The 16224-nt window shown below is 46.1% G+C and carries 12 protein-coding genes and 21 tRNA genes; 31 read left to right on the top strand and 2 right to left on the bottom strand.

What is annotated here, in order from left to right:
• Window positions 1-4 precede the first annotated feature (4 nt).
• From DYB02_RS05005 to DYB02_RS04885, 25 genes are all read left to right on the top strand, one after another.
• A complete protein-coding gene (locus DYB02_RS05005; RefSeq protein WP_005496171.1) occupies window positions 5-949 on the top strand; it encodes a ribose-phosphate pyrophosphokinase in 945 nt (314 codons plus the stop codon).
• A gap of 151 nt (window positions 950-1100) precedes the next feature.
• The gene (gene pth, locus DYB02_RS05000; RefSeq protein ID WP_005496173.1) at window positions 1101-1691 is read left to right on the top strand and encodes an aminoacyl-tRNA hydrolase; all 591 of its coding nucleotides are present in this window, start codon (window positions 1101-1103) and stop codon (window positions 1689-1691) included.
• Window positions 1692-1701: 10 nt separating this feature from the next.
• Window positions 1702-2793 (top strand): redox-regulated ATPase YchF, encoded by a 1092-nt coding sequence (gene ychF, locus DYB02_RS04995; protein ID WP_005496175.1) that lies wholly within the window; start codon window positions 1702-1704, stop codon window positions 2791-2793.
• A 4-nt stretch (window positions 2794-2797) separates the two neighbouring features.
• Window positions 2798-3058, top strand: a complete 261-nt coding sequence (locus DYB02_RS04990; RefSeq protein WP_077345907.1) for a hypothetical protein — start codon at window positions 2798-2800, stop codon at window positions 3056-3058.
• 18 nt (window positions 3059-3076) lie between these two features.
• Window positions 3077-3153: transfer RNA gene (locus DYB02_RS04985), tRNA-Met, on the top strand.
• A gap of 40 nt (window positions 3154-3193) precedes the next feature.
• Window positions 3194-3278 (top strand) — tRNA-Leu (locus DYB02_RS04980).
• Between the two features lie 31 nt (window positions 3279-3309).
• Window positions 3310-3384: transfer RNA gene (locus DYB02_RS04975), tRNA-Gln, on the top strand.
• 77 nt (window positions 3385-3461) lie between these two features.
• Window positions 3462-3538, top strand: a tRNA-Met gene (locus tag DYB02_RS04970).
• Window positions 3539-3615: 77 nt separating this feature from the next.
• Window positions 3616-3700, top strand: a tRNA-Leu gene (locus DYB02_RS04965).
• Between the two features lie 30 nt (window positions 3701-3730).
• A tRNA-Leu gene (locus DYB02_RS04960) sits at window positions 3731-3815 on the top strand.
• Between the two features lie 48 nt (window positions 3816-3863).
• Window positions 3864-3938, top strand: a tRNA-Gln gene (locus DYB02_RS04955).
• A 35-nt stretch (window positions 3939-3973) separates the two neighbouring features.
• Window positions 3974-4058: transfer RNA gene (locus DYB02_RS04950), tRNA-Leu, on the top strand.
• A gap of 29 nt (window positions 4059-4087) precedes the next feature.
• Window positions 4088-4162: transfer RNA gene (locus DYB02_RS04945), tRNA-Gln, on the top strand.
• Window positions 4163-4214: 52 nt separating this feature from the next.
• Window positions 4215-4299: transfer RNA gene (locus DYB02_RS04940), tRNA-Leu, on the top strand.
• A gap of 29 nt (window positions 4300-4328) precedes the next feature.
• A tRNA-Gln gene (locus DYB02_RS04935) sits at window positions 4329-4403 on the top strand.
• Window positions 4404-4455: 52 nt separating this feature from the next.
• A tRNA-Leu gene (locus DYB02_RS04930) sits at window positions 4456-4540 on the top strand.
• Between the two features lie 24 nt (window positions 4541-4564).
• Window positions 4565-4641, top strand: a tRNA-Met gene (locus DYB02_RS04925).
• Window positions 4642-4694: 53 nt separating this feature from the next.
• A tRNA-Leu gene (locus tag DYB02_RS04920) sits at window positions 4695-4779 on the top strand.
• 29 nt (window positions 4780-4808) lie between these two features.
• Window positions 4809-4883 (top strand) — tRNA-Gln (locus DYB02_RS04915).
• Between the two features lie 52 nt (window positions 4884-4935).
• A tRNA-Leu gene (locus DYB02_RS04910) sits at window positions 4936-5020 on the top strand.
• A gap of 24 nt (window positions 5021-5044) precedes the next feature.
• A tRNA-Met gene (locus DYB02_RS04905) sits at window positions 5045-5121 on the top strand.
• 47 nt (window positions 5122-5168) lie between these two features.
• A tRNA-Leu gene (locus DYB02_RS04900) sits at window positions 5169-5253 on the top strand.
• A gap of 29 nt (window positions 5254-5282) precedes the next feature.
• Window positions 5283-5367: transfer RNA gene (locus DYB02_RS04895), tRNA-Leu, on the top strand.
• 47 nt (window positions 5368-5414) lie between these two features.
• Window positions 5415-5489: transfer RNA gene (locus DYB02_RS04890), tRNA-Gln, on the top strand.
• Between the two features lie 54 nt (window positions 5490-5543).
• A tRNA-Leu gene (locus DYB02_RS04885) sits at window positions 5544-5628 on the top strand.
• Between the two features lie 139 nt (window positions 5629-5767).
• On the opposite strand, the gene DYB02_RS04880 is transcribed toward DYB02_RS04885, so the two are convergent.
• Window positions 5768-6943, bottom strand: a complete 1176-nt coding sequence (locus tag DYB02_RS04880; protein WP_005490463.1) for a 2-octaprenyl-3-methyl-6-methoxy-1,4-benzoquinol hydroxylase — start codon at window positions 6941-6943, stop codon at window positions 5768-5770.
• Window positions 6944-7201: 258 nt separating this feature from the next.
• Between DYB02_RS04880 and miaB the strand changes: the two genes are divergently transcribed.
• From miaB to lnt, 5 genes are all read left to right on the top strand, one after another.
• A complete protein-coding gene (gene miaB / locus DYB02_RS04870; protein ID WP_005496209.1) occupies window positions 7202-8626 on the top strand; it encodes a tRNA (N6-isopentenyl adenosine(37)-C2)-methylthiotransferase MiaB in 1425 nt (474 codons plus the stop codon).
• Window positions 8627-8699: 73 nt separating this feature from the next.
• Window positions 8700-9797 (top strand): PhoH family protein, encoded by a 1098-nt coding sequence (locus tag DYB02_RS04865; protein ID WP_005483495.1) that lies wholly within the window; start codon window positions 8700-8702, stop codon window positions 9795-9797.
• Between the two features lie 2 nt (window positions 9798-9799).
• Window positions 9800-10264, top strand: a complete 465-nt coding sequence (gene ybeY / locus DYB02_RS04860; RefSeq protein ID WP_025507822.1) for an rRNA maturation RNase YbeY — start codon at window positions 9800-9802, stop codon at window positions 10262-10264.
• Between the two features lie 106 nt (window positions 10265-10370).
• On the top strand, window positions 10371-11270 hold the full coding sequence (corC, locus tag DYB02_RS04855; protein WP_005483493.1) for a CNNM family magnesium/cobalt transport protein CorC: 900 nt from the start codon (window positions 10371-10373) through the stop codon (window positions 11268-11270).
• Between the two features lie 37 nt (window positions 11271-11307).
• The gene (lnt, locus tag DYB02_RS04850; protein ID WP_025535088.1) at window positions 11308-12825 is read left to right on the top strand and encodes an apolipoprotein N-acyltransferase; all 1518 of its coding nucleotides are present in this window, start codon (window positions 11308-11310) and stop codon (window positions 12823-12825) included.
• Between the two features lie 95 nt (window positions 12826-12920).
• Here lnt and DYB02_RS04845 read toward each other — a convergent pair whose 3' ends face one another.
• Complete coding sequence (locus DYB02_RS04845) at window positions 12921-13391, bottom strand: zinc ribbon-containing protein (protein WP_005454505.1); 471 nt, start codon at window positions 13389-13391, stop codon at window positions 12921-12923.
• Between the two features lie 155 nt (window positions 13392-13546).
• Here DYB02_RS04845 and leuS point away from each other — a divergent pair, with 155 nt between their 5' ends.
• Window positions 13547-16120, top strand: a complete 2574-nt coding sequence (gene leuS, locus DYB02_RS04840; protein ID WP_024703725.1) for a leucine--tRNA ligase — start codon at window positions 13547-13549, stop codon at window positions 16118-16120.
• Window positions 16121-16224 lie beyond the last annotated feature (104 nt).

The following is a 16224-nucleotide window of genomic DNA, read 5'->3' as shown; positions in this document are numbered from 1 at the left end:
CACCGTGCCTGATATGAAGCTATTTGCTGGTAACGCAACACCTGAACTAGCCCAACGTATTGCTGATCGTCTTTACATCTCTCTTGGTGATGCATCTGTTTCTCGCTTTTCTGATGGCGAAGTTGCAGTTCAAATCAATGAGAATGTTCGTGGTAGCGATGTTTTCATCATTCAATCCACTTGTGCACCGACTAACGACAACCTAATGGAATTGGTTGTTATGATTGATGCAATGCGCCGTGCTTCAGCAGGCCGTATCACTGCAGTTATCCCTTACTTTGGTTACGCCCGTCAAGATCGTCGTGTACGTTCTGCTCGTGTGCCTATTACTGCAAAAGTTGTTGCTGATTTCCTATCTAACGTTGGTGTTGACCGCGTTCTTACTATCGACCTACACGCAGAGCAAATCCAAGGCTTCTTCGATGTTCCTGTAGATAACATCTTCGGTACTCCTGTACTACTCGAAGACATGCAATCTCGCGGTCTAGATAACCCAGTAGTGGTTTCTCCTGACCTAGGTGGTGTGGTTCGAGCTCGTGCAACGGCAAAAGCGCTAGGCGACATCGATATTGCTATCGTTGATAAGCGTCGTCCACGTGCAAACGTTTCTGAAGTGATGAACCTAATCGGTGATGTTGAAGGTCGCGACTGTGTGATCGTTGATGACATGATCGATACAGGTGGCACTCTATGTAAAGCAGCTGAAGCGCTAAAAGAGCGCGGTGCTAAGCGTGTATTCGCTTACGCAACTCACGCTGTATTCTCTGGTAACGCTGCAGACAACATTAAGAACTCTGTTCTTGACCAAGTTATCGTAACTGACTCTATCTCTCTTTCTAAAGAGATGGCGGCGACAGGCAAAGTAACCACACTAAGCCTATCTCGTATGCTAGCTGAAGCAATCCGTCGCATCAGCAACGAAGAGTCAATCTCTGCAATGTTCAACTAATCCGAACATTTCAGTTAGACTGATTTCAAAAGCACCCCTCTATGGGGTGTTTTTTTATTTGTATCGATAGGCAGAAAATCCCTTGGTCGCCCACTGTGAGAATTCTGTGCTATTATACTGCGCTTTTTGAGATTCCAGAGAGATCCTAACCTTGACTCAACCAATCAAACTTCTTGTTGGTCTTGCTAATCCGGGACCAGAATATGCCAAAACTCGCCATAATGCGGGCGCTTGGGTTGTAGAAGAATTAGCACGCGTCCATAACGTTACCCTGAAGAACGAACCAAAGTTCTTTGGCCTAACCGGACGCATCATGGTCAACGGCCAGGATCTCCGTTTGCTTATCCCTACCACTTTCATGAACCTCTCTGGAAAAGCGATCGCTGCTTTGGCGAAGTTTTACCAAATTAAGCCAGAAGAGATCATGGTTGCTCACGACGAGCTAGACTTACCGCCAGGTGTCGCTAAGTTTAAAAAAGGTGGTGGCCACGGGGGCCACAACGGACTACGTGACACAATAAGCAAACTGGGCAATAACAAAGATTTTTATCGTCTTCGAATCGGCATTGGCCATCCTGGACACAAAGATAAAGTGGCAGGTTTTGTATTAGGTAAAGCTCCAGCGAAAGAGCAAGAGCTACTAGATGCCGCAGCAGATGAAGCTGTTCGTTGTCTAGACATCCTGATTAAGGATGGCCTATCCAAAGCACAAAACCGCCTCCACACGTTCAAAGCTGAATAAGGTTACTATCATGGGTTTTAAATGTGGCATCGTTGGTCTACCTAACGTTGGTAAATCAACTCTGTTTAACGCACTAACTAAAGCGGGTATTGAAGCAGCAAACTTCCCGTTCTGTACCATCGAACCAAACACTGGTGTGGTTCCTGTGCCAGATCTACGTCTAGACGCACTAGCAAAGATCGTTAACCCACAGAAAGTTCTACCTACTACAATGGAATTCGTAGACATCGCTGGTTTGGTTGCGGGCGCATCTCGTGGTGAAGGCCTAGGTAACAAATTCCTAGCGAACATCCGTGAAACAGACGCTATCGGTCACGTTGTACGCTGTTTCGAAAACGAAAATATCGTTCACGTTGCCGGTAAAGTATCTCCAATCGAAGATATTGAAGTAATCAACCTTGAACTAGCTATGGCTGACCTTGATTCTTGTGAGCGCGCGATTCAGCGTAACGCGAAGAAAGCAAAAGGCGGCGACAAAGACGCGAAGTTCGAGCTGACAGTTCTAGAAAAGCTGCTTCCTGTACTAACAGAAGGTGGTTCAGCGCGTACCGTTGAGCTTTCTAAAGAAGAACTAGCAGCTGTAGGTTACCTAAACTTCCTAACGCTAAAACCAACCATGTACATTGCAAACGTAAATGAAGATGGTTTTGAAGACAACCCGTACCTAGACGCAGTACGTGAGTTCGCAGCAAAAGAAAACAACGTGGTTGTTCCTGTATGTGCAGCGATCGAATCAGAAATGGCTGAACTAGAAGACGACGAACGCGAAGAGTTTCTAGCGGATCTAGGCATCGAAGAACCTGGTCTAAACCGCGTAATTCGTGCTGGTTACGAACTGCTAAGTCTACAGACGTACTTCACAGCTGGCGTTAAAGAAGTTCGTGCATGGACAATTCCTGTTGGCGCAACAGCACCAAAGGCAGCAGCGAAGATCCACACTGACTTTGAAAAAGGCTTCATCCGTGCAGAAGTCGTTGGTTACGAAGACTTCATCCAATACAACGGTGAAAACGGAGCAAAAGACGCAGGTAAATGGCGTCTAGAAGGTAAAGACTACATCGTAAAAGATGGCGACGTTGTACACTTCCGCTTCAACGTATAATTAAGTGAATGAAATTCAAACACTTCATTTACATAAAAAGCCAGCAGTAATGCTGGCTTTTTTTATGTCTGCAATAAACGCCACAAAGTTAAGTTCCTTGCTTCAAGCTAATTTATTTCCAGTTTTAGATCATAAACGCGCCTCTTTGTTTAAAAAGAAAGCGAACGATGTTTTTTGGGGGATTTATTTAAAAAAACTGTTGACGGATCTCACTCAACTTCGCATAATGCGCGCCGTTCCCAACGACAAGGCAACAAAGCGTTGAGAGCAAAAATATGGTTTTGGCTACGTAGCTCAGCTGGTTAGAGCACATCACTCATAATGATGGGGTCACAGGTTCGAATCCCGTCGTAGCCACCATTCCTAAACGTTCTTTAATTAAGAGCACTTAGGAATAGATGCGGAAGTGGCGGAATTGGTAGACGCACCAGATTTAGGTTCTGGCGCCGCAAGGTGTGAGAGTTCAAGTCTCTCCTTCCGCACCATATTTTAAGTAGTTGAAAAACTACTGTCTGCAGGTCTATCGCCAAGCGGTAAGGCAGCGGCTTTTGATGCCGCCATTCCCTGGTTCGAATCCAGGTAGACCTGCCATTATTCAAAGTGAGATTCCTTGATAAAAGGGTTGTCACTGAGAGCGCGAAGGTTTATATTGTCTCGCTCCAAAAGATGGCTACGTAGCTCAGCTGGTTAGAGCACATCACTCATAATGATGGGGTCACAGGTTCGAATCCCGTCGTAGCCACCATTCTTTCTTAATGAAAGAAACAAGAAATATAACTGTTAGTTTTTACCAATTAACTGATGGTTTATAGAGTTCAAGACGCGGAAGTGGCGGAATTGGTAGACGCACCAGATTTAGGTTCTGGCGCCGCAAGGTGTGAGAGTTCAAGTCTCTCCTTCCGCACCATCTTGATTCAACTCTATATAAAGAATATTTGCGGAAATGGCGGAATTGGCAGACGCACCAGATTTAGGTTCTGGCGCCGCAAGGTGTGAGAGTTCAAGTCTCTCTTTCCGCACCATTCTTTCTCTAGAAATAGAGATGATATAGTCTCATGACTATTGTCTGCAGGTCTATCGCCAAGCGGTAAGGCAGCGGCTTTTGATGCCGCCATTCCCTGGTTCGAATCCAGGTAGACCTGCCATTATTTAACGTTATTGAGTTTTACTCAGTAACTATGCGGAAGTGGCGGAATTGGTAGACGCACCAGATTTAGGTTCTGGCGCCGTAAGGTGTGAGAGTTCAAGTCTCTCCTTCCGCACCATATTTCAAGTAGTGAAAACTACTGCCTGTAGGGCTATCGCCAAGCGGTAAGGCAGCGGCTTTTGATGCCGCCATTCCCTGGTTCGAATCCAGGTAGCCCTGCCATATACAATGTTATTGAGGATCACCAATTTCCTTGATAATTACAAATTAAGTTGCGGAAGTGGCGGAATTGGTAGACGCACCAGATTTAGGTTCTGGCGCCGCAAGGTGTGAGAGTTCAAGTCTCTCCTTCCGCACCATATTTCAAGTAGTGAAAACTACTACCTGTAGGGCTATCGCCAAGCGGTAAGGCAGCGGCTTTTGATGCCGCCATTCCCTGGTTCGAATCCAGGTAGCCCTGCCACATACAATGTTATTAAGGTTCACCAATTTCCTTGATAACTACAAATCAAGATGCGGAAGTGGCGGAATTGGTAGACGCACCAGATTTAGGTTCTGGCGCCGCAAGGTGTGAGAGTTCAAGTCTCTCCTTCCGCACCATTCTTGATTTAAACAATTTGAGATGGCTACGTAGCTCAGCTGGTTAGAGCACATCACTCATAATGATGGGGTCACAGGTTCGAATCCCGTCGTAGCCACCATTTATAACGTTATTTAGGTTTTACCAATTACCTTTATAACTACAGAATAAGTTGCGGAAGTGGCGGAATTGGTAGACGCACCAGATTTAGGTTCTGGCGCCGCAAGGTGTGAGAGTTCAAGTCTCTCCTTCCGCACCATATTTTAAGTAGTGAAAACTACTGCCTGTAGGGCTATCGCCAAGCGGTAAGGCAGCGGCTTTTGATGCCGCCATTCCCTGGTTCGAATCCAGGTAGCCCTGCCATATACAATGTTATTAAGGTTCACCAATCTCCTTGATAACTACAAATCAAGATGCGGAAGTGGCGGAATTGGTAGACGCACCAGATTTAGGTTCTGGCGCCGCAAGGTGTGAGAGTTCAAGTCTCTCCTTCCGCACCATTCTTGATTTAAACAATTTGAGATGGCTACGTAGCTCAGCTGGTTAGAGCACATCACTCATAATGATGGGGTCACAGGTTCGAATCCCGTCGTAGCCACCATTGATTAGATTGTTAGCCTAAGCTATCAGTCATGTAGAATTTAAGATGCGGAAGTGGCGGAATTGGTAGACGCACCAGATTTAGGTTCTGGCGCCGTAAGGTGTGAGAGTTCAAGTCTCTCCTTCCGCACCATCTTAATAATCATCTACAATATCAAATATGCGGAAATGGCGGAATTGGTAGACGCACCAGATTTAGGTTCTGGCGCCGCAAGGTGTGAGAGTTCAAGTCTCTCTTTCCGCACCATACTTTCCTTGTTTTGGAAAGCGCTTAGTTGAAAGGCTAAGACCTGTAGGGCTATCGCCAAGCGGTAAGGCAGCGGCTTTTGATGCCGCCATTCCCTGGTTCGAATCCAGGTAGCCCTGCCATTACAAAACGTTGTTGAGGTTTTACCAATTACCTTGATGACTACAAGATAAGTTGCGGAAGTGGCGGAATTGGTAGACGCACCAGATTTAGGTTCTGGCGCCGCAAGGTGTGAGAGTTCAAGTCTCTCCTTCCGCACCATCATTGAAAACCCAGCATTAATTTGCTGGGTTTTTTCTTTTTTCCGATTCTGGACTCGGTAGATCTTTGATTTACCGAATTAAAAAAGCGAGCTCATGGCTCGCTTTTTTTCTATCTGGTTTGCTACGTAATACTTAGCCTACATACCTAACGCGTATTTCAATACTTGTGCTTTGATCGGCCCTGAATTTTCAGCCAGCTTTAATGCTGCATTGCGTGCAAACTTCAAAGGCCCCAAATCATTGCTAAAGCCTTTGTAGAAAAAATCCATACCGGTCTGCATTAGAAGATTGTCCGGGCGACGAGTACGCTCATATTTTGCTAATAGAGCATCCGTTAACTCATCTTGCCCTTGTGTCACTGATAGCAATACATCAACGTCTTTAAAGCCTAAATTCACGCCCTGCCCCGCTAATGGATTGATTGTATGCGCTGAATCACCAACTAGCACACAACCTCTATGCGAATAGGACTGCGCGTGTCGACGTGTCAAAGGGAAAGAACCAAACTGCAGAACTTCGATATCTCCAAGCTCTTTAGGAAAGTGACGCACGATCTCTTCTCTTAATTGAGGTTTGGTCATAGCGCAAAGCTGTTTGATTCGTTTTGGGGAATCATACCAAACTAGAGATCCTTGCCCGACTTCTTGTCCGTCTTCTGTCAATGAACACAAAGGTAGGAAAGAGCGAGGCCCACTAGGAGTGAACTGTTGCCAAGTAATGTCTTGTTGTGGCAACTCAGTCTTAACATTGATGAGCATACAATGTTGACGGTAATCCCAAGCAGTCACGCCAATACCCGCTAGCTGACGTACTTTAGAATTGGCACCATCAGCGCCAATGATCCAGTTCGCATCAAACTGTTCGCCGCTTTCTAGCGTGATACGGTTTCCATCATTGAAGTCGATGTCTTTTAATCGCTCAGGACACTTCACCGTTAAGTTGTCGAATTGCGCGAAAGCTTGCCAAAGGCCAAGTTGGATTAGGCGGTTTTCAACGATGTAGCCAAGTTGATCCAATGAAAGCTCATCAGAATGAAAACGAGTACGACACTCAGGATGCTCCCAAGTTTCCAGACGACGATAGGGACAGACGCGCATTGCTTCGATCGCCGACCAAGCATCTAATGATTCAAGTAATTTCACCGATTGATGTGAAATAGCAGAAACTCGCACGTCCAGAGCTTGAGCAGCATCGAATGCTTTAGGCTCCGCTCCTTCAACTACCACTACGCTTCTACCTTGCTTGGCAAATCCAACCGCGACAGCTGCCCCGACCATGCCGCCACCGATTACGGCGATGTCATACTTGTTCATTTTTTGCTCTTCATCATGCTGATTATTTGGCGTTTTTCAATTGTACGTTCCGAGGCTATTTTTACAAAATTGTTTAACAAAAAACCTTGCTGTATATAGGGCAAAAAACTAGATTTCATCAGGGTTTGCAGAGAATTCGTCAGATCACTAGTCAGGTGCTTTTTAAAGCAGTACAATACGCCGCTTACCGCCGTGATGGCGGCTATAATTTGAGCAATAGCTCTCCAATTTAAGTACAACTGAACGAGCGAAAGTGAGATGAGTAAGAAACTGCTAATTAAAACCTGGGGCTGCCAGATGAACGAATACGATTCATCAAAAATGGCCGACCTGCTTAATGCTGCAAACGGCTATGAGCTGACGGAAGAGCCAGAGGAAGCAGACGTACTTCTACTTAACACCTGTTCGATCCGTGAAAAAGCGCAAGAGAAAGTTTTCCACCAGCTAGGCCGTTGGAAAACACTAAAAGATAAAAAACCTGGCGTAGTTATCGGTGTAGGTGGTTGTGTAGCAACACAAGAAGGTGACCACATCCGTGAGCGTGCACCATACGTTGACGTAATCTTTGGCCCTCAAACTCTGCACCGCCTACCTGAGATGATCAAACAATCTCAAACTGACGATGCACCGGTAATGGACATTTCGTTCCCAGAGATTGAAAAGTTCGACCGCCTACCTGAGCCACGTGCAGAAGGTGCGACGGCGTTTGTTTCTATCATGGAAGGCTGTTCAAAATACTGTACTTACTGCGTTGTACCATACACTCGTGGTGAAGAAGTTAGTCGTCCAATGGATGACGTGTTATTCGAGATTGCACAGCTAGCGGAACAAGGTGTACGTGAAGTTAACCTACTAGGTCAAAACGTAAACGCATACCGTGGCCCTATGCACGACGGCGAGATCTGCTCTTTTGCTGAACTGCTTCGTCTCGTTGCATCTATCGATGGTATCGACCGTATTCGTTTCACGACTAGCCACCCGCTAGAGTTTACAGACGACATCATCGCGGTTTACGAAGATACCCCGGAGCTTGTGAGTTTCCTACACCTGCCAGTACAAAGTGGTAGTGACCGTATTCTAACGATGATGAAGCGTCCTCACACAGCTATCGAGTACAAGTCAATCATCCGTAAACTACGTAAAGCGCGTCCTGATATCCAAATCAGTTCTGACTTTATTGTTGGTTTCCCTGGTGAAACAGACAAAGATTTCCAAGACACAATGAAGCTAATCAAAGACGTAGACTTTGACATGAGCTTCAGCTTTATCTTCTCACCTCGTCCAGGTACACCAGCGGCAGATTACCCTTGTGATATTCCAGAGCAAGTGAAAAAAGAGCGTCTATACGAGCTGCAACAAACCATCAATGCACAAGCAATGCGTTACTCACGCCTAATGCTTGGTACTGAGCAGCGTGTACTGGTTGAAGGCCCTTCTAAGAAAAACCTAATGGAACTGCGCGCTCGTACAGAAAACAACCGTGTAGTAAACTTTGAAGGTAGCGCAGACCTAATTGGTCAGTTCGTTGACGTGAAGATTACGGACGTATTTGCAAACTCGCTACGTGGTGAGCTAGTACGTACAGAAAAAGACATGGACCTTCGTAGTGTGATTTCTCCAACACAAATGATGGCGAAAACACGTCGCGAAGATGAGCTAGGTGTAGCTACTTTTACGCCATAAGCTCGTATAAATCGCCATGGAGAGCCTGGTCGTCATCAGGCTCTCATTGAGTGGCATAAAATGAGAGGCAACATTGAGCAATAAAATCGTAACTCTAGAAATTAACCTAGAACCTTCAGATAACCGCCGACTTGCTAGCCTGTGCGGTCCATTCGACGACAACATCAAGCATTTAGAACGCCGTCTAGGCGTTGAAATCAACCATCGTAGTGACCATTTTACCATTGTTGGTAAGCCTCACACCTCAGCGGCTGCGCTGGACATTCTAAAAACGCTTTATGTAGATACTGCGCCTGTGCGTGGCGAGATCCCAGATATCGAACCAGAACAAATTCATCTGGCGATCAAAGAATCTGGCGTATTAGAACAAAATACCGAATCAAGTATTGCGCACGGTAAAGAAGTGTTCGTAAAAACCAAAAAAGGCGTCATTAAACCGCGCACACCAAACCAAGCTCAATACTTGGTCAATATGGTTACGCATGACATCTCTTTTGGTATTGGTCCTGCAGGTACAGGTAAGACTTACCTTGCCGTTGCAGCAGCAGTTGATGCACTAGAACGCCAAGAAATTCGTCGCATTCTTTTGACACGTCCGGCGGTAGAAGCGGGTGAAAAACTGGGTTTCTTACCTGGTGATTTAAGCCAAAAGGTTGACCCATACCTTCGTCCACTGTACGACGCATTATTCGAGATGCTAGGCTTCGAGCGAGTTGAGAAGCTGATTGAACGCAACGTTATAGAGGTTGCTCCTCTGGCATACATGCGCGGTCGTACGCTGAACGATGCTTTCATCATTCTAGATGAAAGCCAGAACACCACCGTTGAACAGATGAAAATGTTCCTGACTCGTATTGGTTTCAATTCTCGTGCGGTTATTACTGGTGACGTCACTCAGATCGACTTACCTCGTGGTGCGAAGTCAGGTCTTCGTCATGCGATTGAAGTGCTCAGTGAAGTCGACGACATTAGCTTTAACTTCTTCCAAGCAGATGACGTTGTTCGCCACCCAGTGGTTGCTCGCATCGTCAACGCCTACGAGAAGTGGGAAGCGCAAGATCAAAAAGAACGTAAAGAGTTCGAGAAACGTCGCCGTGAAGAGCGTGATGCTAAACTGTTAGAAGCAGCGAAAGCAGAACTTAGCGCTCAAGTCGCTGCAACTAAGGAATAAAAATGGCAATTGAACTTGATCTGCAACTGGCAGTCGAAAATGAAGAAGGCCTACCTTCGCAGCAAGACTTCCAACTTTGGTTAGACAAGACCATCCCTCTTTTCCAACCTCAAGCAGAAGTGACAATTCGAATTGTCGATGAGAAAGAAAGCCACGCTCTTAACCATGAGTATCGTGGTAAAGATAAGCCGACGAATGTGCTTTCTTTCCCATTTGAAGTGCCTCCTGGCATGGAGATTGACCTTTTGGGCGATCTTATTATTTGCCGCCAAGTTGTTGAAAAAGAGGCAATTGAACAGAATAAGCCTCTGTTAGCACATTGGGCGCATATGGTTGTACATGGCAGCTTGCATCTGCTAGGTTATGATCATATCGAGGATGACGAAGCTGAAGAGATGGAGTCACTCGAAACCGAAATCATGCAAGGTATGGGTTATGAAGACCCTTATATTGCTGAAAAAGAGTAACCCGTTGGGTACTCGACAGGGAAAGGCGAACCAATAAAACAGTTCTCGCGTTCGCCTCTCTACGTGAGCTATCACACGTCTGATAGCGTTACTTAATTGAGAAACAATGAACGAAGATAATTCTCCCTCTTCTAACGAAGGTAAGAAAGAAAAGGCAGAAGGTCCGAGTAGAAAGTCCTTCTTTGAACGCCTAGGTCAACTATTTCAAGGTGAACCAAAAGACCGCCAAGAGCTTGTGGATGTAATCCGCGACTCAGAAGTAAATGACCTGATTGACCACGACACTCGCGATATGCTCGAAGGTGTTATGGAAATCTCCGAAATGCGTGTGCGTGACATCATGATCCCGCGTTCGCAAATGGTCACCGTTGAGCGCACTGACGATTTAGATACTCTAATCGCACTTATTACCGATGCTCAGCACTCTCGCTACCCAGTAATCAGCGAAGATAAAGACCATGTGGAAGGTATTCTTCTTGCGAAGGACTTACTTAAATACTTAGGCTCAGGCAGTAACCCATTTGATATTGAAGAAGTAATTCGACCTGCAGTTGTGGTACCGGAAAGCAAACGTGTTGACCGCCTGCTAAAAGAGTTCCGTGAAGAACGCTATCATATGGCGATTGTTGTCGATGAATTCGGTGGTGTTTCTGGTCTTGTGACCATTGAAGATATCCTGGAAGAAATCGTCGGGGATATCGAAGATGAATTCGATGAAAGCGAAGAAACAGACATTCGTAAGCTAAGCAAGCATACGTTTGCTGTCAGAGCGCTGACAACCATCGAAGAGTTTAATGAGACATTCGGTACCAACTTCAGCGATGAAGAAGTAGATACGGTAGGTGGCATGGTCATGACGGCCTTTGGTCACTTACCTTCTCGCGGCGAATTGGTCGAAATTGAAGGCTACAACTTCAAAGTGACCGCTGCCGATAACCGTCGTGTCATTCAACTCCAAGTGACCATTCCAGACGAAGAAACGCTGGTTGAAGCCACTCAAGAGTAACGCGATACCCTACTACCGGGAATATCAGAAAACAATAATGATGAATTTACTCTTTCATCGCCTCAAGCGGCCCTTAGTGGCCGCTTTTGTTGGCGCCTCCACTACCCTAGCATTTGCTCCTTACCAGTTGTGGCCGATTGCCATTCTTAGCCCTGCAATATTGCTAATTCTTCTTGCAAACCAAACGCCTAAGCGCGCACTTTGGATAGGTTATGCTTGGGGATTAGGCCAATTTGCAACAGGTGTTAGCTGGGTTTATGTCAGCATTTCTGGCTTCGGCGGGATGCCGCTGATTGCGAACCTCTTCTTGATGGGTATGCTCATTGCTTACCTTGCAGTTTATTCCGGATTGTTCGCTTGGCTAAACAATAAGTTTTTCCCTCAATTTAGCCTCAGTAAAGCGCTTCTTGCTGCTCCTGCATTATGGCTAATTACCGATTGGTTGCGCGGTTGGGTGATGACCGGCTTCCCTTGGTTGTGGTTGGGCTATAGTCAAATTGATGCGCCACTAGCAAGCTTTGCACCGATCGGTGGTGTAGAACTGCTTACGCTGTTTGTTCTTATTAGTGCAGGAGCATTAGCATATGCGTGGATTCACAAACAGTGGTTGATGATTATCATCCCTGTTGTTTTGATGAGCGCAGGTTTTGGGATTCGCCAATATGATTGGGTAACACCTCGCCCAGAAGACACCACCAAAGTGGCCTTGATTCAAGGTAACGTCGACCAGAACCTCAAATGGCTGCCAAGCCAACGCTGGCCAACCATCATGAAGTACGCCGACCTGACGCGTGAAAACTGGGACGCCGACATCATTGTCTGGCCAGAAGCAGCAATCCCTGCATTTGAAGTTGAAGTGCCTTCCTTCTTGAGCAACATCGACAGTGCCGCGAAGATGAACAACAGCGCCATCATCACAGGCATTGTTAATCAATCGGAGGACAGGCAGTTCTATAACAGCATTCTGTCGCTAGGCGTCACACCATACGGTGATTACAGCTTTGATATGAGCGAACGCTACCACAAGCATCACCTATTACCGTTTGGTGAGTTTGTTCCGTTTGAAGATATCTTGCGCCCGCTGGCTCCATTCTTCAATTTACCAATGTCGTCGTTTAGTCGCGGGGCGTTCGTGCAACCTAATATCGTTGCGAACGGCATGCACATGGCACCAGCGCTCTGTTACGAGATCATTTTTAATGAACAAGTGCGTCAAAACGTTACTGACGAAACCGACTTCATTCTAACGCTTTCGAACGATGCATGGTTTGGACATTCGATTGGACCACTTCAGCATATGGAAATCGCTCGTATGCGTGCTTTGGAACTGGGCAAACCGCTGATCCGTTCAACAAACAACGGCTTAACAGCAGTAACCGATTATAAAGGCAAGATTGTAGAGCAAGTTCCTCAATTTGAAACAGCTGTACTACGTGCAGAGCTCACCCCAACAGATGGAACAACACCATACCGAACGTTTGGCACTTGGCCATTGTATTTTTGGGTTGCGCTGAGTTTAATGCTGGCTTGGTGGTTACCGAGAAAGAAAGACTAAAAGCGTCATTTTTTGACATAAGACGAATAACGAAAAAGAGGCCAATCGGCCTCTTTTTTTCTTATCAAGCAAATACAAAAAGATGGTATAGATGGCTATGGTTTCAAGGACTGACGACTAAAGCCTTTGTGGCCACATTTGATACAAGGAATGATGATAGTTGGATGGTTGTAGGTAGTTTTATGTCCGCACTCATCACAGACAAGTGTGCCTAAGCCGATAACCTCGCCAGCTTCATACAAGCCTTGATGCTCCAAGTCATCAAAGAGCTCTACCCATTCAACTTTGGTACGGTCCGTAATCTCTAGTAAGCCTTGCCAAATGGAATCCGCTACCGTTAAGTAAAAAGGACCGCTTTTGCTGTCTTCATAGCTCTCAGAAAACTCTTTTAAGTCGGCTTTCACATACGCGGCAATTAAGGCCAACTCATCTTTGGTCAAGTCATTGGCGGCTTCCACCACTTTGCCCGACGTTTCTAAAGCTTTGTTAACTTCTTCCGGACTTTGCTTCAAGGTTTCAATCACATCCTCGAGCATTTCCTCATAACCTGTTTTACGTTTAGGCATAACTGACCTCCATTCTTTCTCCTACCTAGGCGCATTCAGTGCGCATGGGTACAGATTGGCTATTGTTGTGATCCCTAGCTTTAGGTATTCTATGACGATCTATTTAAGTCTGTTCTAACCGAACTCACAAATTCCAAGATAACCGGATATCATCGATGCAAGAACAATACAATCCACAAGACATTGAACAGAAAGTTCAAAAGCACTGGGATGACAACAAGACCTTTGTTGTAAGTGAAGACCCAAATAAAGAAAAATTCTACTGTCTATCTATGTTCCCATACCCAAGTGGTCGACTGCACATGGGTCACGTGCGCAACTACACCATCGGTGACGTAGTATCTCGCTTCCAACGCCTACAAGGCAAAAATGTAATGCAACCAATTGGTTGGGATGCGTTCGGTCTACCAGCAGAAAACGCAGCGGTGAAAAACAACACAGCTCCTGCGCCATGGACTTACGAAAACATCGAATACATGAAAAACCAGCTTAAATTGCTAGGTTTTGGCTACGACTGGAATCGTGAATTCGCAACTTGTACGCCTGAGTACTACCGTTGGGAACAAGAGTTCTTCACTAAGCTTTACGAAAAAGGCCTAGTTTACAAGAAAACGTCTTCTGTTAACTGGTGTCCAAATGACCAAACCGTTCTTGCAAACGAACAGGTTGAAGACGGCTGCTGCTGGCGTTGTGACACTCCAGTAGAGCAAAAAGAGATCCCTCAGTGGTTCATCAAGATCACAGAATACGCGCAAGAGCTACTTGACGATCTAGACAAACTTGAAGGTTGGCCAGAAATGGTTAAGACCATGCAACGCAACTGGATTGGTCGCTCTGAAGGTGTGGAACTGAAGTTTGAAGTAAAAGGTCAACAAGACCTAGAAGTTTACACAACGCGTCCAGACACACTGATGGGTGTGACTTACGTTGGTATCGCAGCGGGTCACCCTCTAGCAACGCTAGCTGCAGAGAACAACCCAGAGCTTGCTGCATTCATCGAAGAATGTAAGAACACCAAAGTTGCTGAAGCTGAACTGGCGACAATGGAGAAGAAAGGTATGGCGACTGGCCTTACTGCTATTCATCCATTGAACGGTCGTGAAGTACCAGTTTACGTCGCAAACTTCGTATTGATGGACTACGGTACAGGCGCTGTAATGGCAGTACCTGCACACGACCAACGCGACTTCGAATTCGCAACTAAGTACGGTCTAGACATCATCCCAGTGATCAAACCAGCAGATGGTAGCGAGCTAGACATCTCTGAAGCGGCGTACACAGAAAAAGGTGTATTGTTCGATTCAGGTGAGTTCGACGGCCTAGAATTCCAAGCGGCATTCGATGCAATTGCAGCGAAGCTAGAAGCGGAAGGTAAAGGCACTAAGACCGTTAACTTCCGTCTACGTGACTGGGGTGTATCTCGTCAACGTTACTGGGGCGCACCAATCCCAATGGTAACCACTGAAGACGGTGAAGTTCACCCAGTACCTGCTGACCAACTACCAGTGATTCTTCCAGAAGACGTGGTAATGGACGGCGTAACCAGCCCAATCAAAGCAGACAAAGAATGGGCGAAGACCACATTCAACGGCGAACCGGCTCTACGTGAGACAGATACGTTCGATACGTTCATGGAATCTTCTTGGTACTACGCACGTTACTGTTCACCACAAGCTGACGATATCCTAGATCCAGAAAAAGCAAACTACTGGCTACCAGTAGACCAGTACATCGGCGGTATCGAGCACGCTTGTATGCACCTATTGTACTCACGCTTCTTCCACAAATTGCTACGTGATGCAGGCTACGTAACGTCTGACGAGCCGTTCAAACAACTACTATGTCAAGGCATGGTACTGGCTGACGCGTTCTACTTCGAGAACGAGAAAGGCGGTAAAGAGTGGGTTGCACCAACAGATGTTGCTGTAGAGCGTGACGGTAAAGGCCGCATCATTTCTGCTAAAGACAACGAAGGCCGTGATGTAACACACTCAGGCATGATCAAAATGTCTAAGTCTAAAAACAACGGTATCGACCCTCAAGAGATGGTAGACAAGTACGGTGCTGATACAGTGCGTCTATTCATGATGTTCGCATCTCCAGCAGACATGACGCTTGAGTGGCAAGAATCTGGCGTAGAAGGTGCAAACCGCTTCCTAAAACGTGTTTGGAAACTAGTGAAAGAACACGCAGAGAAAGGCGCAGCAGAAGCAGTGGATACAGCAGCACTTTCTGGTGAGCAAAAAGCACTTCGTCGTGACGTTCACAAAACTATCGCGAAAGTGACTGACGATATCGCTCGTCGTCAAACGTTCAACACAGCAATCGCAGCAATCATGGAACTGATGAACAAGCTAGCGAAAGCACCTCAAGAATCTGCGCAAGATCGTGCAATTCTTGATGAAGCGCTAAAAGCAGTTGTAACGATGCTTTACCCAATCACTCCGCACATTTCATACGAGTTATGGACTGCGCTTGGTGAGTCAAACATCGACAACGCAGCATGGCCAACGTTTGATGAGAAAGCGCTAGTTGAAGACGAAAAAACTATCGTTGTTCAAGTTAACGGTAAGCTACGTGCGAAGTTAACAGTAGCGGCAGACGCAACGAAAGAACAAGTTGAAGAGCTTGGTCTAAACGACGAAAACGTTACTAAGTTCACAGATGGCCTAACAATCCGTAAAGTAATTTACGTACCAGGTAAACTGCTGAACATCGTTGCAAACTAAGCGGTCACTGTAAGCAAATTACAGCTTGCAATAACGCAACGCAGAGCGAACTAATTCGCGCGCTAAGAGTCTTTAAACAGGGTAGTTCACTACCCTGTTTATTT

Source organism: Vibrio parahaemolyticus (assembly GCF_900460535.1).
Lineage (GTDB): Bacteria > Pseudomonadota > Gammaproteobacteria > Enterobacterales > Vibrionaceae > Vibrio > Vibrio parahaemolyticus.
Note: the sequence above shows the minus strand (reverse complement) of the source record. Positions and strands in the feature narration are given on the sequence as shown.